The organism is Bacteroidota bacterium, from assembly GCA_041658205.1.
In the GTDB taxonomy this organism is placed as follows: domain Bacteria; phylum Bacteroidota; class Ignavibacteria; order UBA10030; family UBA8401; genus UBA8401.
In genome coordinates this window covers 205,650-230,207 of the sequence record JBBAAO010000001.1, presented here as the reverse complement: position 1 = coordinate 230,207, position 24,558 = coordinate 205,650, and the positions used below count along the sequence as shown (strand labels likewise).

The window sequence follows — 24,558 nt, the reverse complement described above, 5'->3', positions numbered from 1 at the left end:
CTCTATCTACGATAAGAAACCGGACCTGTTATTGTGATTATCCTACTCGCACAAATGATAACAACTCTTTAAAGACAAATTCGAATTCTTTACGAATATTTTTGTTTTCTGTGCGGGTTAAATGCGGATCTCGTTCTACCAACGCAAATGCTTCTTTTCTTGCGACATGTAGGATATCCGCATCAGTGATGATATTGGCCAGACGAAATCCGGGTAAACCGCTTTGGCGCGTGCCGAAATATTCACCGGCACCGCGCAATTCGAGATCTACTTCTGCTATTTTGAAACCGTCATTTGTTTCTACCATTGTTTCCAATCGCTTTTTTGTCCCGTCAACTTCGCGATGTGCTTCGGCCCGATTCGATGCAAGCTGCAATGTCTTTTTGGTGTAATGCTCATCGGTAACTAAAATGCAGTAACTCTGTTCTGCTCCACGGCCAACCCGTCCGCGCAATTGATGAAGCTGGGAGAGTCCAAACCGTTCTGCATTTTCTATAATCATAATCGTAGCATTCGGAACATCAATACCGACTTCGATAACTGTTGTTGCTACAAGAATGTGAATTTCATTTTTTTTGAAGCGCTGCATCAATTCATCCTTCTCTTCGGATGATAGACGTCCGTGAAGCAATCCAAGTGTATATTCCGGAAAAATCTTTTTACGTAGATATTCAAACTCTTTTGTAGCCGCTTTTAGGTCAATTTTCTCCGATTCCTCAATTAACGGATACACAACATACGCCTGTCTCCCCTGTTTCACTTCGTTCCGAACGAATTGAAATATTTTACTCTTGTCTTTCTCAAAACGGACAGCAGTTCGAATTTGTTTTCTGTCTTTTGGCAATTCATCAATAACGGAGAGATCAAGATCGCCATACACCGTCAATGACAGTGTCCGCGGAATAGGTGTCGCTGTCATCACCAACACGTCCGGATTTTGTTTCCCCTTCTCACGCAAAAGTGCGCGCTGTGAAACACCAAATCGATGCTGTTCATCTATTACGACAAACCCCAGATTAGCAAATTGGACATGCTCCTGAATCAATGCATGTGTTCCGATCACAATGGTTGCAGTTCCTCGGCGAATATCCTCCAACACATCATCACGTAGTTTTTTCTTTTGTCCGCCAACAAGGAGTCGAATATTAACGGGAATATCCTTTAGGAAATTTCGAATACTTCGCCAATGTTGTTCGGCGAGAATCTCTGTTGGAGCCATGAGTGCACATTGATAACCATTCTCAATAGCAGTCAGCATCGCAAATAATGCAACAATTGTTTTACCGCTCCCGACATCCCCTTGCAACAACCGGTTCATCGGTACAAGCTGCTGCATATCTCTGTGTATTTCCTGAATCACGCGATTCTGTGCAGAAGTCAATTCAAACGGAAGGGAATCCTTCAATGTAGTTGTCAGATTCCGTTTTAGACTAAACTGAATTCCCTTCAATTCTCCTTTAAGTTCACGTTTGCGATAAGCCATCAGTAACTGGAAATAAAACAATTCATCAAACTTCAAACGCCGCAATGCATGATCAAGTTCAGCGTAGGATTTTGGAAAGTGAATCATTTTGATGGATGAAGAGATATCAAGCAGCGTATTCCGTTGAAGAATCTCTCGAGGAAGGTGTTCTGTTAATGCATTGAGATTATTCGTAATCGCATTTTTAAGAATTCTTCTGAACCCGCGATTATCCAATCCTGCATTGCGTAATACTTCACTGGAGGAATATTTTGGTATGATTGCGCCGGTATGCAGCAGTGAGTTCCAATCCGTTTCGTCCTCTTCATCCTTAGTTTTTAATCTGTCAAACTCTGGATGAATGAACTGAACACGATTGTATTTATCGAGCTCAGGGACAGATGACACAGCAAGAATTTCTCCCGGCTCAAATGCTTTTTGGAACCATTCTACACCACCGTAAAAAACGCAGCTGACGTATCCTGTTTCATCTTTTATCGTAAGAAAAAATATTTTTTTTCTATTCCTGGTATATTTTACTTCAGAGCGAAAGACCGAACCGATCACCGTCACCTCATTACCAGATTCGACGAGTTTTGGAAGATCTTTGATCTTAGTGATACGCGAACGGTCAAGATAGTCATACGGAAAGTAATACAGAAGTTTTTGCAGGGAATCGATACCAATTTCTTTCAGCACCGATGCGCGAACAGGGCCGACCCCTTTAACGTATTGAATTTCCGTGGATGCTTGTCCGTTCATCGCTTGCGGAATGTTGGTGTGTTCCATCCAGAAGGAAGGCTAAATGCAATGCGTTGATTCGAGAACGAAACAACCAGAGAATCATTAGTGAATGCTTCTACAACAGCTTCTTTCAAATCAGATGCGTGTACGGAATCAATATACAATGTCAGACTGATTCCATCGTCTGAACGTTCAAGCAATGTCTCAACATCGCGTGATTGCCACACGCGCTGTTGTATACGTTTCAACGGAAGTTCTTTGATTGCACGTTGTTTTAGAATAATTCTTTCATCCTTTGCCAGTCGGGAAACAATCATTTTTTCTTCTGAAGCCCCCTCGGATGCTTTCTCCTTCGCCATGATCCGATCCCCTTTTTTAGCCTGTTCACTCGTTGACTCCGTTTTATATTGTGCACCCACAGATTTGCTAATCATCACCACTTTTCCAATCAACCAAATTGCCGATGAGTTCTGAGATGACGCAACTTCATCAGACAATGCATCGGCTTCTGCAATTGCTGCTGTTGGAGGCTGCTCTTGTTGAGGGACAGAAACAGCACCGGATGAAGATTGCGTCGTACGATCGATACTTTCTCCCACGGCAATTTCTTTCCCATGTAGTTGGGAAACAGTTTGTTCTCTTTTTAATCTCGTTTCACTTTGTTTTGTCCTACGTTCAGCTTCTATAGCATGATCATCTCCTCCGTGGGATTCAACGTCGTGCTCAACTGTATCTTGTTGCGGCGTCAAAACAACCTGTTGATCATGAAATCTCTTTGGAGCAACGAGATCACTGAACCAGATTTGATACAAACCGATGCCAATGGCAATAATAACAACCGCAGCGGCAAGCCCTATATATTGATAGGAATAGAATTGCGCCGCTCGTTCACGTCTTAATTTCTTTCGGAGCCGTGCTTTCATCATATCTCTGCCATACCGGCGAATGCCGGCGGCGATCTCAAACTCTGCTTGCAGTTTTTCCTTACACGGTTCACATTCGGCGATCTCTTCATCCAATCTCTTTTTTTCATCCGCAGAAAGCTGACCGAGAACGTACCGCTCTACAAGTTCATCGTCATCTGTCCAATATATTTTGTTCGATTCATTCATAGCACATCAATAGTCAAGTAGGTATTATTGCCGATCTTCAGATAATAATCCTGTTTCATTCAATATCTTTTCCAGCATTTTTTTGCAAGTATATTTTTTTGATTTCACCGTCGCAGCATTGGCAAATCCCATTTGCATTGCAATATCTTCCTGCGATAATTCGTCCCAGTAGTAAAATATCAACAATGTTTTACATGGGTCGCCCAGTTTTTCCATCGCGTCGGCAATAACGCGAGAACGTTCAGTCTGGATTAAATCATCCAGCTGCGATCGGTCGGTCGATTCGAACGAGTCATGATCAAATTCTGTCGCGGGCTCTCTCAACTTTCGCATCCGCTTGCGCGACCAGATATTCTTTGCAACGGCAAAGAGAAACGTACTCAACTTTGCAGAGTATTCAAACCGTCCGCTTTTCACGCGCTCCCATAATACAATCACCGATTCCTGCAAGACATCGTCCGCATCATCTTCACTTCCGTTGTTCCGCATCACAAGCGATGTGATCGCTTTTTTATTCTGCTGATACAGGAATATCAATGATTCTTCATCCCCCTTCTTCATCAGGTCGATAATTTTTGCATCGTCGTTAAGGAAAAAGAGAGTCGGCTTCATTGACCTTTCATCAGTTAATGACATGTATCAGCAATAGGTGAACAAAAGAAATTACGCATTCCAATCCACAAAATCCAAAGGAGGCTTTATGAAAACCAAACTCACTGCACTTATTGTGTTGATTTCAACGATTACCGCCATCGGCATGACATTACACGCACCGTCCCCGGTGATGACGCTCAATGGAAAACTGAATTGTCCCGTTGTCTCCGAAAAAGGAGGAACTGCATATTTACAACTGACGCTAACCACACCAAATATACTCGGGGATTCAAAACGGACACCAATGAATCTTTCTGTAGTGATCGATAGAAGCGGCTCAATGAGCGATCAACATAAAATGGAATATGCAAAGAAAGCATTTGCTACGCTCATTGACCAATTACAGCCGCACGATATTCTGTCCCTTGTTATTTATGACGATGTCGTTGACGTGCTTCGACGCGCAAAGAAAGTGGGAGATGATAAAAACTCCATTAAAAAGATACTGGATGAAGTGTACCCCCGCGGTTCCACAAATCTTGGCGGAGGATTAATGGAGGGATTAAAACAGGCAAAAATATTTGTCGGGAAGGAATTTGTCAATCGGGTGGTGCTCTTGTCTGACGGACTAGCGAATGTCGGCGTAACTGATCCATCGGAACTCAATAAGATTGCACGACGACACCGCAATCAATCAATCTCCATCACTTCCATGGGGGTCGGATTGGATTATAACGAAAATTTGATGATGGGAATTTCAGAAAGCGGCGGGGGGAACTATTACTTTATTGAGCATCCGAATTCTCTTTCATCAATCGTTCGCCAAGAATTTGATATGGTCTCATCAATATTGGCTCAAAATAGCGCGATCTATCTTTCACTAGGAGACAATGTCCGCGTGAAGGATGTTGTCGGATGTGAATTCAAGAATGAATCTGAGCGATATATTATTCCAATTGGCGATTTATATGCAAATGAAACCCGTGAACTCACCATAGAACTTTCCATTCCCGCCGGAAGCGGAAAACGAGTCGTTGCATCAGGCGAATTACGATATGAAAGTGCACAGATTATAGCGTCATTCCCAACATTTATTGCTCACGTAAGTTATACAAAAGATTTTGCCGAAGTGGAAAAGAACCGAGACATCAACACTCAGGCAAAAGCAGATATCGCAGTTTCAGCACGCAAAGTGGAACAGGCGATGCAAGCGATGGATGATGGTGACCAGGCGGGAGCAGAACTACAATTGAATGAAGCAAAAGACATGATCAGCAATTCTCCTGCTGCATCAGCAATGGGTGCAAGCGGTGAATCCGTTCGCTCTCAACTTGGGAAGATCGAATCGTATCAAAAAACTGCACGTGAAGAGACCGATACACGGCGCGCAAAAAAATCAATTCAGTATGACAATTATAAAACACGCAAAAATAAATAGAAACCAATCGATTTCCCTTCTCATAATGAGGAGAGAAACAATCCCCGTGGAGGTTACGATGAAAACCAAAATGAATAGTGGAACGATGGAATTACGAATATTGTCCCAACGATATATGACTGAAGGATTGATGATTGCTGGATTATTCCATTTTATGTTGATCGGCAGTTATCAATTATATTCTTCGTTGACAAATACAGAGGAGTTAAAATTTTCCAGGATTCCTAGAGATAATATGATTATCGATTATTTTCCACCATCGATAAATAGAAATCCTATACTGCCACAACTCAACATCGCAAGATCAATCTTATCGTCCGTAGGAATTCCAATTCCGATTCCTGATCCGGAAATTAATCCTGACGCTACCATCGCAACACAAACGGAAATGAGCAAATCGACAGGAAACGAAGTTGGCATCGATGGCGGAACGGGAACTATCATTTCAGACGGCACTTCCATTGGCGAAGAAGAATTACCACCCGAACCATTTATTCCAGTTCAGGTGATGCCTGTTCCCATTTCTAATCCTGCACCGGCATATCCCGATATCGCCAAAAGGGCAGGTGTTGAAGGAACGGTTTACATAAAAATGTGGGTCACCAAAGAAGGAAGAGTTAAACAAGCGGAAGTGGTAAAGTCTACGTCCGAGCTTTTTAATCAAGCAGCTATTGAGGCAGCATTGATGTGGACATTCACGCCGGCGATAATGAACAATGGTCCAGTGAGTGTGTGGGTAACGGTACCGTTCAAGTTTCGGTTGAATAATCGATAATATTTGAACACTTCCGAAGCCTAAGAAACTTCGGAAGCATTACTATCTTTTCTCATAAATAATTTCCCCACCCAACACCGTCATTTCTACTTTCGTCTGTTCTATCTTCACTGGATCGATAGAAAGAATATCATCTGAGAGCACAACAAAATCGGCAAGCTTGCCAATACTGATGCTTCCTTTCACGTCTTCCTCAAATGCAGCGTAGGCGTTATTGATCGTGTAACATTCAATCGCTTCTTTCACGGATATCTTTTGTTCCGGATACCAACCGTTTGGATTAGCGCCGTCAATTGTTCTTCGTGTCGTGGCGGCATATATACCTAATAACGGATCCAAGGGTGCAACAGTCCAATCACTACCGAAACACATTTTTACTCCATTATCCAAAAATGTTCTGAACGGATAAGTTGTTTTGCACCGCTTATCACCGATGCGTTTAATCGCCCAGCGCCCATCATCAATTGCATGGTACGGCTGAACAGCTGCAATCACTCTTAGATCGGCAAATCGTTTGAAATCTTTCGGATGAATATGCTGCGCATGTTCTATCCGGAATCGACGGTCCCATTTCGGATTTTTCTTCGTAATCCGTTCATACATATCCAACATTAAGCTATTGGCTCTGTCACCAATAGCGTGAATACGTAATTGCAACCGGACGCTGTCAGCGCTTGTTGCCCACCGTTCCAAACGTCCATCCGTAACAATATCCATTGGAAGGCCATACGTATTTTCATTGAGAAACTTCTCAAAGAACAATGCAGTGGAAGAACCGAGTGAACCATCTGCAAGCGCCTTCAGCGAACCAATACGGATCATCTCATCACCAAACGGCATCTGCACTCCGCTTGCGGAAAGATTCTTCCAATGAGAAATAAAATTGACACAATTCATTCTGGCTGTCAATTCACCCCGGCGGTTCAATTCATTATACGTTTTAATATCACGATCGCCGTTTGAGTATGCATTATCCTGAATTGACGTGACACCGAATTTTTTTGCTTCCGTTAATGCGAGTCTGGCAGCATTAAGCATATCATCGTCAGTTGGTTCGGGAATCCATCGCCAAATCGGTGACATTGCTTCATCCTTCAACAATCCGGTCGGTTCTCCGGTCTTTGGGTCTCGAACGATTGTTCCTCCCGGCGGATCTGGAGTCTCTTTCGTAATGCCTGCAAGACGCAACACATAACTATTCGCAAGAGCCATATGCCCATCATATCGATTAACGAACACCGGCGTATTCACCGTAAATGAATCGATCATTTCTTTGGCAGGAAGAATACCGCTTTTCCAAAGATCGTGATCCCAATCGCCACCAGTAATCCATTTCGCGGGTCGTTCCTCAGCTCTCTTCTTAATAATCTGAGCAAAATCAATCTCAGTGTTAGCCGTACGAAGATCGACACTCTGTAATTGAAAACCACCGCTCATAAAGTGAGTATGGTTATCAATAAAACCCGGTAACATCCGTTTCCTTTTGAGGTCAATAATCTTCGTCGCTTTGCCGGCATATTGTCGAATTTCTTTTGATGATCCGACCGCAGCGATCTTTCCGTTGCACACGGCAATAGCTTCTGCTTCCGGTCGAGTTGTATCAACCGTCCAGATTTTCCCGTTGATAAAAATAATATCGGCGGATTGTTGAGCAGAGAGAAATAGTGGAAGGAGAAAAAATAGAAATTTTTTCATACGGCATACCTGTAACGGAAGTATTGTTCTGTGGAGTTGCAGCGATGGATCAATAACTCAGTGTTCGCCTTTAATGCTTCTGCCCATCAGATCTTCTGTGGCACGGTGAGGTTCTTTTCCGTTGAACATAATATTGTAGACTTCGGAAAAAATAGCCATTTCGGTATGATGTTTTTTGGCAAGATCAACGGCAGATCGACATGTTGCAACACCTTCTGCAATCATTACCATCTCTCCTAAAATATCATCTAATTTCCTGCCGCGACCGAGCTCCTCGCCGACATGGCGGTTACGGCTGTGTTTGCTCATACAAGTCACAATAAGGTCGCCAACACCGGAAAGACCGGAAAATGTTCTTGGGAGCGCCCCCATTTTATCTCCGAGTCTGGTCATCTCAGCAATACCGCGCGTAATGATGGCGGCTTTTGTGTTATCGCCGAATCCGGCACCATCCACAACTCCGGCACCGATGGCAATCACATTTTTCAATGCGCCACCTAGCTCAACCCCTCGGATATCGTCGGAAACATACACTCGAAAATAAGGAGTGTTAAAACATTGCGCAACAATCTTTGCTGTGCGTGAACTGAATGAGGAAGCAACGACAGCGGTCGGAATTTTTTTCACGACTTCTTCCGCGTGACTAGGACCGGAAAGGATGACGATATTCGATTTTTTCTCATGTTCCAAAATATCAATCATCACCTCAGACATCGTCATCAATGTTTTATTTTCAATCCCTTTCGCCACATTGACAATGATTGTTTTATTGAGATCGACATGAGCAATATCTTTGAGAACGTTGCGAAGAAACTGAGAGGGAACAGCTGTAACAATAAGATCTTTTTTTGAGGATGCTTCCTCTAGATCATGTGTAATCTTTAAATGTTTGGGGAGTGTTATTCCGGGAAGATAGTCTTTGTTCGTTCGCGCTTCGCGCATTTCTTCTGTTTGATCTGCACGATAGCTCCACAATGTCACATCGCGAAAATTTTCACATAGTACAATGGCAAGTGTTGTGCCCCAACTTCCGGCTCCAAGAACTGAGATACGCATGGTGAACCTTAAAAAGTCGGTGAATAAAAAATTACTGGCGTATACCTTTGAAGTGTGTCAGTTTATTTTCGGTTCCATCCAGCAGCCGTTTGATGTTCTCACGGTGAGTGTACGTAATGAGAAGTGAAACAGCAATAGCAAAATAGACCAGCGTATGATATCCGGGAATATCCACCTTGAAGAGATTCTCTCGAATAAACATTGTCACAGGAATTGCCATTGCTCCCAGAATTGATCCGAGTGAAACGTATCGCCAAGCGGTAAAGACCAATGCGAATACAGCAATTGCTACAACAAATTCTATCGGGGCAAGTCCGAGCACCATACCTGCACCCGTAGCAACACCTTTCCCCCCTTTAAATCCGGCAAAGAGAGTCCAAATGTGCCCGAGCACTGCAGCGATTCCGCAAATAATCTGCACTACCGTAAAATCCTGGAAGGGAGTATTATTATTAAATGGAAGCGTATTAGGATCCCAAAATATTTGCGGGATGTAATACGTTGCAATGACCCCTTTGATAAGATCGAATAAGATTACAGCAAGACCCACTTTCCAGCCAAGCATCCGCAGCACATTCGTCCCTCCTGCGTTGCCGCTGCCGAACTTACGAATATCCCCAGCATCAGCAAGTTTTGTGGCAATAATACTGGTCGGAATCGATCCGAAAATATAACTCAGAAAAATTACGATTGCTAGATTTCCCATAACTGTCCCCTAAATACTAAAATCTATTTATTAATTGAAAATAAGAAAATAGAATGATTAGATGCAAGACCTTCATGAAAAGTTTCGGAATTTTGAGGAATTGGAAAAATTCCACAACATTGTGTGAAATTAAGGAATAAAGCGTTTTAAGAGCAATTCGGCAAGCAAAAGATCATCCGGGGTAGTAATTTTGATGTTTTCGTAGCTTCCTTCTACAATAATCGGTGAAATTCCAATCTGCTCCACCATAAATGAATCATCTGTAGCAATGAGATCGTTTTTTTTTGCAGCATCATACGCATCTAGAAGAATCTTTCGTTGAAATGTCTGCGGAGTTTGGACGCTCCATAATGATGATCTGTTCAGCGTTTTTTCTACTCTTCCGTCTGTGGAAGCTTGTTTCATTGTGTCTTTAGCTCGGACTGCTACTATAGAAGCACCAAAATATTTTGCGGTTTCGATAGATTGTGTAATTTCTTTCAGATGAACGAACGGCCTGACGGCGTCATGCACAATCACGATTTCCGTTTTTGCATTAATACATTGCAATGCTTTCGCAACAGAATCCTGCCGACGCTCTCCCCCTTCAACCGGCGAGACTAATTTTGAAAGAGCATATTTAACTTTAATCTCTTCAATGATCGGGAAGGCAGATTTCTGTGTTGCAACAACAATCTCATGGACTGCATCACATAATTGAAATCGTTCCAACGTGTGAACCAAGATCGGTTTATCGTTCAGCATCAAGAATTGCTTGCCGATGGTTGCACCCATTCGTTCGCCAAACCCTGCCGCGGGTATAATCACACTGGTAAACATGGAATTATTTCTTTTCTTTTGATTTTCCAAAATATTCGATTGCAAAATTAAACCGCGGGAATAATTTTGGCAAACGCATCACACTCAAGATCATCACACCGATGGAAAGGCGATCAATCCATGACGACGTAGGCCATCCAAGATGGATTGTGATTTTTTTGTGTGGAAGTTCATATTCCAACGCGTAGAGAATTTCCGTGATCCCCTGATAGACTGATTGACTTTGATTTGCGAATCGGAAATGATTTTTTGCAACCTTTTCGGGTATCCCTTGACGCGGATGGTAAAGACTGATAAAAGCTGACGAAGTATCATCAACTTGAGGACCATGCTCTTGAGGACGTCGGAAATAGACATGAAGATTCTCGGCCTCAGATTCCACCAAATAAAAAATCATGTTCAACGGTTGGTCTGTTTGAGCAATCTCTTTGATCTCCGGAGCGCGTTTTTGTGCAACGCGGATACCAATGAACAAGAAAATTGCGGTTACTGAACTCCACATCAACGTGCCGTACGGTTTGTGATAACCGAGATATGCAAAACAGGAAAGCATCACCACAAAGAGAAACAAAGTACCCATACGAGAAGTATTGAACGCACGGACATCCTTTGTTCCTTTTGAGTAGCGGTAAATTAACAAACTGCCTAGATTGATTGTAAAACTCGCTAATAATCCGATGGCATACATTTCCGCCAACAGCATTTGATTGCCGCCGGTAATATACACAATGAAGGTGTAGAACATTGCGTTGCCTATGTGGACACGGTATAACGACTGACGATTGTTCGTTTTGATGAGCCAATGAAATCCATACCGATGGGCAACTCGCTCCATCAATTCACTTGACGCAACATATGCCGTATTAACGGCCATCATCAACAATACGCTGGCAAGAATACCAACGATATACCCAAACGGAACTCCTCCGACCATTTTTGCAAATTGCGTAATGAGATCGGTCTCATGGAGCGAGTGATTGATGTTGGAAGAGAGGACTACCGCTGCCAACAATGGAGTAAATATCCCTGTGGTTAGTGCAAGGAAAATATAAGCGCGTTTCACATCTTTCCATGATTTCACTAATCCGGCTGTTTGTACAACTGATTCAATTCCTGAATAGGCAAGAATACAACTAGAGACACCAATAATCACGAAGAAGTATGCATTGAACCAATTTCCTTCATCCATTCCTTTGGCAATATTTGTAAAGCTGTCACCAATGGTACTCCAGCTGTTCGAGTCGATATGAAACATTCCCGCCGAGACAAGATTGATCAAAATTATTGCCGCAACAACAAAGATACCGAAGGTAAATTTTGCATTCTCTTTGATTCCCAGAATATTCAATCCTGCCACAAACCAAATGATCCCTGCTTGGAATACAAATTTTCCCATTTCCGACACATGAATAAATGCCATTCCGTTTTCTACAGCACTTACTGTCGAAAGACTTGCCGTCAGAACATAATCTACAATGATCGAAGCAACAGCGATAAACGATACTGTTGGACCCAGGACGATATACGAGAATGAATAGACTCCCCCTCCCTTCACACCATGAAACTCAAGGATTTCGGCGATCTCGGTCATCCGCATCGAAAGGTAACGAATCAAGAGCGATGTCAAAATGATGAATGCGATTGCATTCGTCCCAATGACACGAAACGCTTCACTCGGCGCATAAAAGATGGATGTCAATTCGTCCATCAACGTTATGATCGCAACAGATAACCACGTTAGCCACCATTTCCCTTTCGAAAAATACGAGAGCAGGTGTTTCTGCGTCATCAAATATCCAAACGTACCCAAAAGAGTGATATTGATGACAAGCAATACGAAAAACTTTTTAGTGAGGAAGAGTTCCATTCGTATGTGTTAGAGAATGAGCATCGCGTCGCCGTAACTGTAAAACCGGTACCCTTTTTTTATTGCGTGTTTATATGCCCGCATTGTAAGATCATGACCGGCAAACGCTGCAACAAGCATCAAAAGCGTTGATTCAGGCATATGGAAATTGGTGATCAATCTATCCGCAATTTTAAAGTCGTACGGCGGAAAAATGAATTTATCCGTCCAGCCGCGTAGTGGTTTAAGATGTCCATCCGTAGTGACACTGGATTCAACGGCACGCATGGCGCTTGTTCCAACAACACAGACTTTTCTTCTGGCGTCGATTGATTTATTGACAAGCTTAACGGTGGTATCATCCACTTGGAAGTATTCCGAGTCCATTTTATGCTTTGTCAGGTCTTCAACTTCCACTGCGCGGAATGTTCCGAGTCCGATGTGAAGAATAACCGGAGCAAAACTTACTCCTTTTTTCTCCATCTTCTTCTGCATTGCTTTGGTGAAATGAAGACCGGCAGTCGGAGCAGCAACAGCACCAACTTTGTCTGCAAAGATCGTTTGATATGAATCCTTATCCTTCGGTGTCGGATCACGTTTGATGTAATTCGGCAACGGTGTCAGACCAATCTTGTCGATCACTTTAAAGAAATCCCCGGTATAATTAAACCGAACAGTTCTTCCCCGCGAAGTCGTATTATCGATCACTTCGCACCAAAGATTTCCGTTATCAAAATAAATCTTATTGCCAATACGCACTTTACGTGCCGGGTCGACAATGACATCCCAAATATTATCTTCAACGTTTAATTGACGAAGCAAAAACACTTCAATCTTTGCATTCGTTTTTTCCTTTTTCCCGATCAGCCGAGCCTGAAACACCTTCGTTTCATTGACGACCATTGTATCGCCCTTTTCAAAATATTCGGCAACGTCGTAAAAATGTCTATCCTCGATCGTTTCTTCTTTTCGATTGATTACCATTAACCGCGCATGATCGCGGGGGTTTGCCGGATGTTTCGCGATGAGATTTCGCGGAACCGGGTATTTATAATCGGAAAGTTTCATAGCTCACTGTTCCTTTCGGGCCTCTCGCCCACTGTTATACATTTCGCGCCAGTCGATCAATTGTGGATACTGTTGCGCGTTCTTATTTCATTGAATTGAACTTTTGTGCTTCTGTAAAAAATGTTTTGCCAATACCGGTTGTGAACGGATTTTCCGTATCACGCATCCGTTCCGGATGCCACTGTACCAACATTAAGAATGATTTTCCTTTTTTTTCTTTCCACTCCAATGATTCGATCACGTTGTCATCCGATTGACCGGTAACAATAAGATCGTTTGCCGGTGAAAGAACCGATTGGTGGTGGTAAGAATTGATCTCACCTTTTGACATACCAGTTGCGGATTTCAGCAGTGTTTCATTCCTGACAGTAATTGCATGACGAAGCTCCGGTTCATTCTTTTTCCCTGTATGGCTTTGATAACCGGCCGAAGGTAAATCGGAAATCAGCGTACCGCCAAGAAATACGTTTGTTACTTGAAGTCCGCGACAAATGCCAAAAATCGGCATCAGATGTTTCATTGCACTTTCCAGCATCCTGAATTCAAAATCGTCCCGCAGTCTATCGACCTGCTGCACAAGTTCAACAGGAGATGCTTTCGATAATTTTGGATCAACATCCTCACCGCCAGTGAGAACTAAACCGTCGCAACCTGATATATCAGAATTTCCATTACGATATGACACAACCACTAATTCAGCGTCTGGATTGAATGATTGAAGCCAATCCATATACAATTTTTGTTTCTCTGATTTTCCGGTATCCGTAACAGCTATCTTCATGAAGAATTGTCAACTCAGTAAATATTTTTTCCAAGCATCCTGTTGATGAATAGTCACTTCCATGACCAATGCGGCGATCGGAAGTTCCTTCAGAAGATTCTCAAATCTCTGCAATCGAACAGCATCTTTTTCCGTCGTCAGGATAAAATCTGCTTTGTGTTGATGAAACGATTCGATAATCGAAGTCATTTCGGATTCCGTATACAGATGATGATCCGGGAAACTCAATAATTCCTTTATAACCACCCCGCATGTTTCGAGACTCATTCGAAAATTCTCTGGTTTTGCAATACCGCAAAACGCTACTGCCGTATGTCCTTTGAGAATTTCTAATGATTGCATTACATCGCCAAATACATTTTTTATTCCGGACGGTCGAAATGAACTAGAAAATTTTTGCTGACCATTACCAATCCGTACCCGGGAAATTGATCCTTTACTGTCATCATCAATCTTGGCTTTTGTTATTAACTGCACATCTGCCCTCTTTAGACTGCTGAGCAATTCCCTTCGATATCCAGCGGGAAGTAACATTGTATCGAATGGCATTTGTTCGGCATCGAGTAACACAATATCTTTTGTTCTCTTCAAATAACGATGTTGAAATCCATCATCAAGAATGATGACCTCTGCTCCAAATTCTTTGACTGCCTTTTTTGCTCCTCGCACCCTGTCTTCATCAACAATGACGATAGCTCTCTTCAAATTTCGTGCAATCATTGCTGGTTCATCTCCTGAGGAGCTACTGTCTGCAAGAATAGAATTACCGTCACAAACAACAACTGTTCCGTTTGTTGTTCTTCCATAACCCCTGCTGATAATTGCGACGATCTTTCCTGCATCCAATAATAGCTTTGCCACATATTGAACAATAGGGGTTTTTCCTGTTCCTCCAGCAGTGATATTGCCGATCGAAATAACCGGAACACCAACATCAACAGTTTTTAATATTCCAATATCAAAGAACACATTCCGTATTGAAACAACCAATCCGTAGATCAACGAAAAGGGATATAACAATGGATGCGGTTTCACGCCCGACCACCTGTCTCACCCACAATTGCTTCCGCTTCTTCAGTTAATGCGTTTAATTTATTTTGCATTTCCAACTTGAAAGTATCAAGCGATTCACCTTCAAGATCTTTGGACACGAATACAGGATCGCTGTATTTCACAACTATAGTAGAAAACGGCATTGGCACTTCAAATTTGTCCCAGCTTCGCAAGTGTCTCTTTTTCTTTACTCCTATCCCTGCAAGCACAAGCGGAACATCAGTCTTTTGTGCAACACGAACAGCACCCATCTTCATTTCATGTCGGGGGCCTCTCGGTCCATCGGGAGTGATTGCCAATGCATTTCCCTTAATGACCTCATGCACCATCAACTGCATTGCTTCTTTTCCTCCAATATGACTCGAACCGCGAATCATTGTATAACCCCACCGTTCTAAGATTGTTGAAAGAAACTCACCATCATTGCTTTGGCTGACCAATGCCGATATTGCACCTTTTTTTTCGGAACGGTGCACGAACCAGCCAACAAACATCGATCCATGCCAGAATGCTACGATATAATTTTTCTCACTCTGTTTTAGGGCATCGAACTGTTCATTATTCAATGCTGTAATCTTTAGAGTCTTTCCCCACACGAGAGCCAGTCGCCACAATACCAATCGTATTGCGAACAGTATAAATTTTTTTCTCATACCGCCAGAATCGCTTCTGCAACATTTGCCGACGCACCGACACTGCCAAGTTTTTGCCGGACGATATTCAACTCATCTTTCATAACACTGTACTGTTCCGGAGAGTTTAAGATCCCCTTCGCTTCTTTCACCAACGAATCGACTGTCACATTCCCTTGAATCATTTCCGGAACGATTGTTTTTTCCGCCACAATATTCACCAGTGAAATGTTCTTGATCTTCACCACAAACCGTGCAATCCAATAAGTAATCCTTGATGTTTTATACACAACAATCATTGGAGTCCCAACACATGCCGTTTCAAGCGTAGCCGTTCCGGAAGTGACGAACGCAAATTCGGCATATTTCATTACTTCGTGTGTTGCATGTTGAATAAATTTCACGTTTGCGTTCATTGGTAAATGCTGACGGTATACATCCATTGATAAATTCGGCGCAACGGCGACAACAACTTCTTTTCCTTCTTCGGCCAACACCGCTGCCGAACGAACCATCACCGAGAACAGATTCTCGATCTCTTGCTTTCTGCTTCCTGGGATGACGGCGATAAATTTCTTTGCCGGATCAAGATCATACCGTTTCATAAATTGCTCTTTCGTCATGACATCCTGCATCTCTTCCACTAACGGATGGCCGACAAACTGCACCGGTATATTCTCTTTCTGATAGATCGGAACTTCAAATGGAAACACGACAAGCATCATGTCGATGGTTCCACTCATTTTTTTTACGCGCCCTTTTTTCCACGCCCAAACTTGTGGACTGATATAATAGACAACTTTGATTCCATGTTTCTTCGCAATACCGGCAAACCTCAAATTGAATCCAGGATAATCTATCAGCACAACAACATCGGGCTTTTTTAAGATCAATAATTGTTCGAGCGTTTTTTCAATAGAGCGAATTAACGGAAGGTGTTTTGCTACTTCCACGAATCCCATAAACGACGTTTCACGTACATGATACGTTAATGTCATTCCCTCTTTTTGCATTTTGTCCCCGCCGATGCCGAAGATGTCCATTGACGGATTTCTGCGTTTTAACTCGCGTACAACTCCCGCACCGTGCAAATCGCCCGATGCTTCCCCCGCTATCATCATCACACGTTGTTTCATCTTACCGGACAAAATATCGGAAAACAATCAATATAATCACGGCAGAAAAAGCTTGCAGTGTTCTCATTTCTGATTGAATTCCTCGTGAAAAATTTGGTTCACGATGAAAAGAATGCTCTCCTGAATATTTTGACAACCTCGGGATGAATCGCGGTACATTTCTGCAATAGATTCCATATTCTTCGCCAAACGCAATCCGCAGATGCTCTTCTTCACGGGAAACAATCAAGTGATATTGAATAACAAACCATACAAATGCTGCTAACGCCAAATACGGTACCAATGCATTGGACATTACCCCGCAACCGACATACATAAGAATATTCCCTACATACAACGGATTTCGAACATGGCCAAACGGTCCGTCCGTAATTAAATTTGTTGCGCCAACAACACCTGTCGTGCGTGTTTCGCTTCCGCAGATCGAGACTCCCCAGAATCGAATCAATTCACCTGTTAACGCAATGACAAAACCGGCCAGAAGTGTGGTGATTGTTGGTTCTGCAAAAATAATCATAACAAGGAGGAACGGAATAGGTGTATAGCTTCGAAGTTCAAATATTTTTAATCTGATATCCATAATGTGTCATTCCCCCATAAAAACTTCTTTGCGTGCAAGTTCTGCCGTACGACGCTTCCGTGGTTTTACTGCTTCCACCATCGTACGAAACGTTTTCAGTATATCAGAAAAACTTTCAAATCGATGAAACGTGATGTTATGTGTTTCGCAAAAACTAACAAGTGAATCTTTTGCGAAGACAATATCCGCATATTGTACCGGACAACGGTCTGAAACACCATCACCGATATAAACGATCACCTGATTGTCACTCGATTTTGTCAGGATATGATTTCGCTTACAATTCGCGCACCGTTTACATTCAGAATCCGTAAACGGAAAAATTGGTTCAACTGTTCCGTTGTTATTAAACTGGAGTTTGTTCGAAAATCGAGTAAGACGACCTAATCCTTCACGCTCCAATACCGGATCGATATATGCATCATAACCGTCGCTCAACACTGTCAACGGAATACGATGCTGCTCACAAAATTCTACAAAGGATGCAAAGTGAGTATCTGCCGGATACGTTAGTGCAAATCGAGTAAATTCATCTTTGGTAACAGATTGTATCGTCGCAAATCCCTGTCTCCAACAATCACGAGCATCAATCGCTCCCGTACGATATGCTTGAAAACTTTTCGTACAGACATCAACATCACCAAACCGTTCAAACACTGCATCACCAATATCGTTCACCGCGATCGTTCCGTCGAAATCCGTAAACACAGTATATGTCAATTGGTTTTGCATTGCCCACCGACAGAACGGTTTAAATACCGATCCGTTTTTGTTAATTCGTCGCCACTTTATTTTCGTTAAACCGAACCGAAACGAGCTTCGATACACCCTGTTCTTCCATTGTTACACCGTACATCGCATTCGCTGCTTCCATCGTCCGTTTATTATGGGTGACAATAATGAACTGCGTATTATCACTGAATTTTCGGATGATACGTGCAAACCGATCGATGTTCGAATCATCGAGTGGAGCATCAACTTCATCAAGGATACAGAATGGAGAAGGTTTTACAAGATAGATTGCGAACAGAAGTGCAATCGCCGTTAAAGTCTTTTCTCCACCGGAAAGCAAATCGATGGATGTCGGACGTTTACCACGAGGCTTTGCCGTGATTTCTATCTTTGCTTCAAGAGGATCGACCCCCTCTTCCAGCTGGAGATCGCATTCATCGCCTTCATCAAATAATCCTTTAAACGTGGCAATAAAGTTCTCACGGATCTTTTCAAACGTATTTAAAAACTCACGTTGCGCTGTGTTATTAATCTCTTCAATCGTTTGCAAAAGTGTCTTTTCGGATTCTATCAAATCCTCGCGCTGTGTTGTAATGAAGTCCAGGCGTTCTTTTTCCGTTTTGTATTCATCGAACGCTGCAAAGTTGACCGCGCCGAGCGAGCGGATCTTATCCTTCATCTGATGCACTTCTTCTTTTGCCGCTTCGATATCAAATACATCTTCTCCAGTGAACTCTTTCAATTCCACCACATAATCAAACTCTTCTTTACCACGAGCGACGAGATTCTGCGCTTTTATCGACAGTTCGGAGATTTTCATTTCCAACTCATGGGAGCGGGACATCGATGTATCGTGCAGCCGTCGCGCGTCTTTCAATTTCAATTCGATGTCGTGCGACTGAGTTCTTTTTGTGTTAAAATCAGTCTGCACGACACGTTTTCGCTCCACAATTTCTTTCAATTCAGAATCAAGTGTCTCCAATTCATTTGCATTGGAAAGCAAATTCTCTTTCAATCGTACGATGTCTCGGTTTGCACTTTCAATATCCACATCACGCTGCGCGAACGTATTTCTTATATTCGCAATGGTAGCACTGGTATATTCCAATTCCCTCGCGAAATTTTTCTCTTCATTCTCTAAACGCATCATTTCTAATTGTGCATCGGTGGCAACTTTGGAGAATTCATTCCACATCACTTCCATTGTTTCCAGTTCGCTTGCCGTAGCGCCGGACTGTTGTTCAGCTCCAGATTTTTTCTTTTCCAGTTCTTCAATGCCGGGTTGGAGGTTTTTCAACTCTTTGCTCAGTGAATCCGCTTCATCACGCAATCGTGCATTTTCAGAATCATTTCGCTGCACATTCTCCGCCATCCTCTTTTTCTCATACTCAATCTGTGCAATGCGCATTTCCACTGTTGTCATTTGTTGTTCGATTTTTTTTGCAATATCGAACAATGATTTTACATCAATGGAGGAGACAATCCTTTCTTTTTCAGCAGTGAGTTTACGAAGCGAATCTAATTGTTCCGAAAGCGATGTAATTTCTTTTTCCAGTTCTTCAATCTGCACCTTTTTACCGAGCATTCCGCCATCTTCAATACGGTTGCTTCCACCGCGCAAAATTCCTGACCCCGTTACAAGTTCACCATCCAGTGTAACGCATTTCAATGAGAAGTACTTTCGCACAAGGGCAGAGGCAGTTTGAATGTCTTCAACAATCATCGTCCCGGAAAGGAGGAAATCTCGCAACGAACCATACCGAGTATCGCATTTCACAATTTCATTTGCCCACGCAACTACTCCGCCTTCGATAATATCCAATTTATCGTCCGGCATATGCGGAATTGACTCCAGACAAACAAAGGTGGCTCTCCCTTTGTCATTTGTCTTCAATAATTCTACTCCGCGATGTGCATCATCAATGGTGTTAACGACAATGTATCCCGCAACATCCCCCAACGCTGCTTCGATAGCAATCCGATATTTTGCCTCAGTGGAAAACGCATCAGCAACGGTTGTGTGCATTGCATCTTTCCAACCATCATTGGAAAGAAGATATTTTGCCCCTTCCGAAAATCCTTCATGGCTTTCGACAAGTCCTTTTAAGAATTCCAAACGGGAGCGACGACGCTCAATGGTTGACCGAATCTCAAATTCTGAATTTCGGTGTTCTTCAATCTCCTGCTGCGCTGTCGCCTTTTTTGATTCTTCATTCAGGGCTTTCAGTTCGGCTTCGGCATATTTTTTTCGAAGATCTTTATCCTGAGCCGTTAAATCTGCAACGGTTGCCGAATTCTTTGAAATCTCAGTGGTGTAGATTGCATTTTCTTCACCAGAGTAGTCCAGACGACCGTTGATATTTTCAAGTCGAGCTTTCGTCCGCTCGTATTCATTTCGTTTGGATGAGATTTCATGGAGAAGCGCAATCACTTCATCTTGCTTCGATTTTACTTCCCCTTTTTTCTTTTCCAGTTCAATAGTAAACGCATCAAGCTCTTCTTTTTTCTCATTATATTGCGCAGTAGAGGAGATGACACTCGCATGTGTTTGTTCGATGGATGTTGCCAATTCACCGGCACGCCCTTCCAATTCCGGAAGCTGGTGCTGCAGCTCTTCTTTCTCCTTCAGGAATCGATCGATCGCTTCATTTAATGAATTCGTCCGCTCATTTGCTTTTACACGTGCTTGCTGAGAAAGATTGATCTTCTGCTGGTGTTCATTCAATTCCAATTGCACTTCATTCAGCTTTTCTTCTAACGATGTCAGCTCTTCACGAAGTGTGTCCAGGAGTGTTTCTTCGGATGATAATTCATCACTGATCTTTTTCTTTTCATCAACGGCAGAGCTGAGTTTTTCTTTCAGCGGTTCGATAGAATGTGTGATATCATAATACTCTCGCTCGAGCAATATGATTTCTTTTGTTCGCAGTTCCTGAGAGATGAGATTGAACTGTTCTGCTTTGTTGGCTTGTCGTTCAAGAGAGTTCACTGCTTTCTGCACTTCTTTCACGATATCCTGCACCCGCATCAGATCCTGTTGAACGTGATCCAGTTTCGTAAAGGTCTCTTTTCGGCGGACTTTGTATTTTGTCACACCCGCGGCTTCCTCGAATAACAGACGGCGTTGATCTGCCTTGTCACTCAGGATCGTTTCAATCATTTTCAACTCTATCACGGAATAAGCATCCGAACCCATTCCCGTATCCATAAAAAGATCTTTGATATCTTTTAAACGACAGAGAGTCTTATTCAGATAATATTCCGATTCACCGGAACGGAACACCCGACGCGTGATCACCACCTCTTTATACTCAGATGGAAGAATACCTTTAGTGTTTTCAATCGTCAACGAAACATCAGCCATACCAAGCGGTTTGCGATTTTTCGTGCCGTTGAAAATAACATCTTCCATTTTATCGCTTCGCAAACGACTGGGCTTTTGTTCCCCAAGTGCCCACCGGATTGCATCAACAACGTTTGTCTTTCCGCAGCCGTTTGGTCCAACAATCGCTGTCAAACCGGCATCGAACGACAAGTTCACCTTGTTTGCGAATGATTTAAAGCCAAGAATTTCTAGTTTAGAAAGATACATTCTTCTGAAAGATTAATTGACAAAGGGGAACACACGCGTGACAAAAAACTCAGCGTATGATGTCAGCGAAAATGCGTAATCGCAATAAGCATACACGCCGCCGACACACAACAGTAAGAAGATGCATCCGATCATGTACATTTTTGGAGTATAGATATGGTAAATAACGGAAATTCCCTTTAATGTCCGGAGATATACCCACCCGGACATGATTGTCACCAGTCCCAACACCCACGGGACATACGGTTCACTTTCAAGCACACGGAAGAGAATCATTCCTATGGGAATAAAGAACGCCCACGGAAGCGCTGTCCAGACTGCGATGGAATAAGAATGGAAAAGACTCACTTTGACACGAGCAAGGTATGCAAATATTTGAATGAATACTGTCAACATCACGAACCATATCACCATTACCGCAGTTAAATACACAACACTCAACACTGGATCCCAAGACATTCTGATAAAAATCAGTTTAATCTCATCAGGCAGAAGATGTGAAAGCAAATAATCCAAGACAATGCTGTCACGGAAGTGATGAAGTATGCTCGAGCTGATCACGGAAAATGTTATCGCAATAATGAATGCTGTGAGTGTCGTATGGAATAATGGTAATGTATATTGATCCCGTATGTCTGCAAAAAAATTATAGGAATTGAAGATGGCTCGTCGAGTGCTTTCACGGTATCGACGGTTACCATTCACTAGCCATGCGGCAATAACTAATAACACAAGTCCGATCACTACATAGGTATACGGCGATTGCGGCACATAATTACCGATAGGAAGTGCGGAGATTTTTTGTTCGTGGTATAAAGAATGTACAACATCATACGCCACTTTCTTTTCCCGGTTCAGCTCTACAATTCCGTTGGTATGTCGGTTTGGCGAAAGTGGTTTTATATTCAAAATCGGACGGTCACTTCGGTAGTCATTGAACGTAAAAACCAATGAACCAGCAATATTCAAATCTTTAATGACGGCAAATCGTTGTTGAATCAAACGCGCCTGTGCTTCTTGTGATTGAGGGTCACTGTAACCGTTGCGGTTTTCTTTTTCAATAGCTTTCCCATATCCGGCAACAATGATCGGCTTTTTTGGATTGGACTCTTTGAAAGCCATCAAGCGAGAGCGAAATGTTCTCACATCCACATTCAAAAAACTTATCGCAGCGATATCAACAATAGAGGTCAAATAGTTATCAGGACCGTGAGACACAATATAGGTAAGACGATCATCCAGCGATTTTGATGTACGATGTAATTGCGTAATAATATTATTATTAATATCGGATGAGCGACCAGATCCTTCCCCTAATCCCCAAGCAATAACAGAAGGATTATATTTATCCCGTTCAATCATTTCTTTCAAATAATTCACTGCCAATGCGCGATAATTTTCTTCTTCAATAATTTTTGCCGGAATTTCAAAGTTGGGTATCTCTTCCATTACCAGGATACCATATCGGTCACATAATTGGATAAAAAAAGGATGCGGCGGATGGAATCCCACACGGACAACATTCGCGCCAAGATTCTTGATCAATGCAACATCTTTTTCCATCTCTTCATACGTCATCGCACTGCCGTGATGTTCAGAATCTTCAATCCATACAACACCTCGCAGATTGATCGGTGCGCCGTTAAAGAGAAGAACATTCTTATCTTTTGTCAGCGTTTTGATTCCCGTGTTGACCGAGACAATATCTAATAACGAATCTTTTTTTCCTTCCACAGCAACCAGCGAGACTGTTACTGTATACAATTCCGGTGTATCCGGTGACCATAATTTTGCGCTGGGGATGGAAAGAGTAAATTGCGTGGTGATTTCTTTATTTGATTCTGGTGTAACAGAAGTTACAACTGGTTTACCGATGGGTATTCCATTCGCGGCCTCAGCGATCTCCGCTGAGAGTTGGAATGATTTATTTGTCAACTGAGATAATGCCGAAAGTTCTTTTGATGAAAGTATTGCCGTTACCTGCAGCTTTGTTGCTTTTGGCTCGATTGCTTCAACAACAACATTCACACGATCGAGCCAAACTTTTGGAGATTCAACAATAAATAGGTCGCGCAGTATGCCATTGTAATTTTTCCAGCCGCTCACTTGCGCTCGCGGAGGAAATGTTGAACGGTAGTTCAATCTATTATCCACTACTACCCGAATAACATTTTCTACACCGACTTGAATGATATTCTCAGGAATAGCAAGTTCGAAGGATGTATAACCCCCTTCATGTTTGCCGACGAACGTCTCGTTGATATACACTTCAACCTGATAATTCATCCCATATGAAACAAACGTGAATGTGTTATTGCTGATTGATCCTTCCGTAACGGAAAACTTCCGACGATAAACTATTTTCCCTTCATAATTCGCCGCTGCGGGGATCTTTACTTTATTCCATGTAATACCGTTATCAAGCGAATAATTCCATACTCCAGCCAAATCAATCACAGAACGCATGGAGGAGCTATACCCCAGGACATTTGGATGCGACGGCGAGCCATTTTCTAAAAACAACTGCTGGGAAAATAGAGTGGTTGCGACGAGGATTGAAACAAAAAGATAAACTGATAATCGAAAGAGCAATTTGTTCAACTATTGACTCGAAATTGTTGAATTTTCGTTGTTTTAAGGGATTTTACTTAGTAAAACAACGTAAATATAACACACGAACCTGCTGAAACCAAGAGATATTTTGAGTGAATTTTATGAAGAGAAAAGCCATAAAACG

Annotated in this window: 19 protein-coding genes; 2 read left to right on the top strand and 17 right to left on the bottom strand. The window is 42.5% G+C overall.

Annotation, left to right across the window (positions count from 1 at the left end; genetic code table 11):
* Positions 1–37: 37 nt before the first annotated feature.
* Genes recG through WDA22_00865 form a run of 3 tightly spaced genes read right to left on the bottom strand, consistent with a single transcriptional unit; the run spans position 38 to position 3,930 of the window.
* Positions 38–2,251 carry an ATP-dependent DNA helicase RecG gene (recG, locus tag WDA22_00875; GenBank protein MFA5832004.1) on the bottom strand — a complete coding sequence of 738 codons (2,214 nt, stop codon included), beginning with the start codon at positions 2,249–2,251 and terminating at the stop codon, positions 38–40.
* Entirely contained in the window at positions 2,221–3,318 is a 1,098-nt protein-coding gene (locus WDA22_00870) for a hypothetical protein (GenBank protein ID MFA5832003.1), read from the bottom strand. The genes recG and WDA22_00870 overlap by 31 nt, the downstream gene beginning before the upstream one ends.
* Before the next feature lie 24 nt (positions 3,319–3,342).
* Positions 3,343–3,930, bottom strand: a complete 588-nt coding sequence (locus WDA22_00865; GenBank protein MFA5832002.1) for a sigma-70 family RNA polymerase sigma factor — start codon at positions 3,928–3,930, stop codon at positions 3,343–3,345.
* Positions 3,931–4,018: 88 nt separating this feature from the next.
* On the opposite strand from WDA22_00865, the gene WDA22_00860 reads away from it, so the two are divergent.
* The gene (locus tag WDA22_00860) at positions 4,019–5,350 is read left to right on the top strand and encodes a VWA domain-containing protein (protein MFA5832001.1); all 1,332 of its coding nucleotides are present in this window, start codon (positions 4,019–4,021) and stop codon (positions 5,348–5,350) included.
* 58 nt (positions 5,351–5,408) lie between these two features.
* A complete protein-coding gene (locus WDA22_00855) occupies positions 5,409–6,125 on the top strand; it encodes an energy transducer TonB (protein ID MFA5832000.1) in 717 nt (238 codons plus the stop codon).
* A 42-nt stretch (positions 6,126–6,167) separates the two neighbouring features.
* Here WDA22_00855 and WDA22_00850 read toward each other — a convergent pair whose 3' ends face one another.
* From WDA22_00850 to WDA22_00785, 14 genes are all read right to left on the bottom strand, one after another.
* Positions 6,168–7,820, bottom strand: coding sequence for an amidohydrolase (locus WDA22_00850; GenBank protein ID MFA5831999.1), 1,653 nt, complete (start codon positions 7,818–7,820; stop codon positions 6,168–6,170).
* A 57-nt stretch (positions 7,821–7,877) separates the two neighbouring features.
* Positions 7,878–8,876: an NAD(P)H-dependent glycerol-3-phosphate dehydrogenase gene (locus tag WDA22_00845; GenBank protein ID MFA5831998.1), complete on the bottom strand. Its 999-nt coding sequence runs from the start codon at positions 8,874–8,876 to the stop codon at positions 7,878–7,880.
* Between the two features lie 31 nt (positions 8,877–8,907).
* Positions 8,908–9,582 carry a glycerol-3-phosphate 1-O-acyltransferase PlsY gene (gene plsY / locus WDA22_00840; GenBank protein MFA5831997.1) on the bottom strand — a complete coding sequence of 225 codons (675 nt, stop codon included), beginning with the start codon at positions 9,580–9,582 and terminating at the stop codon, positions 8,908–8,910.
* Positions 9,583–9,711: 129 nt separating this feature from the next.
* A complete protein-coding gene (gene ispD / locus WDA22_00835; GenBank protein MFA5831996.1) occupies positions 9,712–10,401 on the bottom strand; it encodes a 2-C-methyl-D-erythritol 4-phosphate cytidylyltransferase in 690 nt (229 codons plus the stop codon).
* Between the two features lie 4 nt (positions 10,402–10,405).
* Positions 10,406–12,268: an APC family permease gene (locus WDA22_00830; protein ID MFA5831995.1), complete on the bottom strand. Its 1,863-nt coding sequence runs from the start codon at positions 12,266–12,268 to the stop codon at positions 10,406–10,408.
* Positions 12,269–12,277: 9 nt separating this feature from the next.
* Complete coding sequence (gene queA, locus WDA22_00825) at positions 12,278–13,315, bottom strand: tRNA preQ1(34) S-adenosylmethionine ribosyltransferase-isomerase QueA (protein ID MFA5831994.1); 1,038 nt, start codon at positions 13,313–13,315, stop codon at positions 12,278–12,280.
* A gap of 82 nt (positions 13,316–13,397) precedes the next feature.
* Entirely contained in the window at positions 13,398–14,096 is a 699-nt protein-coding gene (locus WDA22_00820; protein ID MFA5831993.1) for a gamma-glutamyl-gamma-aminobutyrate hydrolase family protein, read from the bottom strand.
* A 9-nt stretch (positions 14,097–14,105) separates the two neighbouring features.
* Entirely contained in the window at positions 14,106–15,131 is a 1,026-nt protein-coding gene (lpxK, locus tag WDA22_00815) for a tetraacyldisaccharide 4'-kinase (protein ID MFA5831992.1), read from the bottom strand.
* Positions 15,128–15,802 (bottom strand): lysophospholipid acyltransferase family protein, encoded by a 675-nt coding sequence (locus WDA22_00810; GenBank protein MFA5831991.1) that lies wholly within the window; start codon positions 15,800–15,802, stop codon positions 15,128–15,130. Before WDA22_00810 ends, lpxK begins: the two co-directional genes overlap by 4 nt.
* Positions 15,799–16,917 (bottom strand): lipid-A-disaccharide synthase, encoded by a 1,119-nt coding sequence (lpxB, locus tag WDA22_00805; GenBank protein ID MFA5831990.1) that lies wholly within the window; start codon positions 16,915–16,917, stop codon positions 15,799–15,801. The genes WDA22_00810 and lpxB overlap by 4 nt, the downstream gene beginning before the upstream one ends.
* 1 nt (position 16,918) lies before the next feature.
* Complete coding sequence (locus WDA22_00800; protein ID MFA5831989.1) at positions 16,919–17,497, bottom strand: isoprenylcysteine carboxylmethyltransferase family protein; 579 nt, start codon at positions 17,495–17,497, stop codon at positions 16,919–16,921.
* 6 nt (positions 17,498–17,503) lie between these two features.
* Positions 17,504–18,229 (bottom strand): MtnX-like HAD-IB family phosphatase, encoded by a 726-nt coding sequence (locus WDA22_00795; GenBank protein ID MFA5831988.1) that lies wholly within the window; start codon positions 18,227–18,229, stop codon positions 17,504–17,506.
* Positions 18,230–18,269: 40 nt separating this feature from the next.
* Positions 18,270–21,821 carry a chromosome segregation protein SMC gene (gene smc, locus WDA22_00790; protein MFA5831987.1) on the bottom strand — a complete coding sequence of 1,184 codons (3,552 nt, stop codon included), beginning with the start codon at positions 21,819–21,821 and terminating at the stop codon, positions 18,270–18,272.
* Between the two features lie 12 nt (positions 21,822–21,833).
* The gene (locus WDA22_00785; GenBank protein MFA5831986.1) at positions 21,834–24,422 is read right to left on the bottom strand and encodes a glycoside hydrolase family 2 TIM barrel-domain containing protein; all 2,589 of its coding nucleotides are present in this window, start codon (positions 24,420–24,422) and stop codon (positions 21,834–21,836) included.
* Positions 24,423–24,558 lie beyond the last annotated feature (136 nt).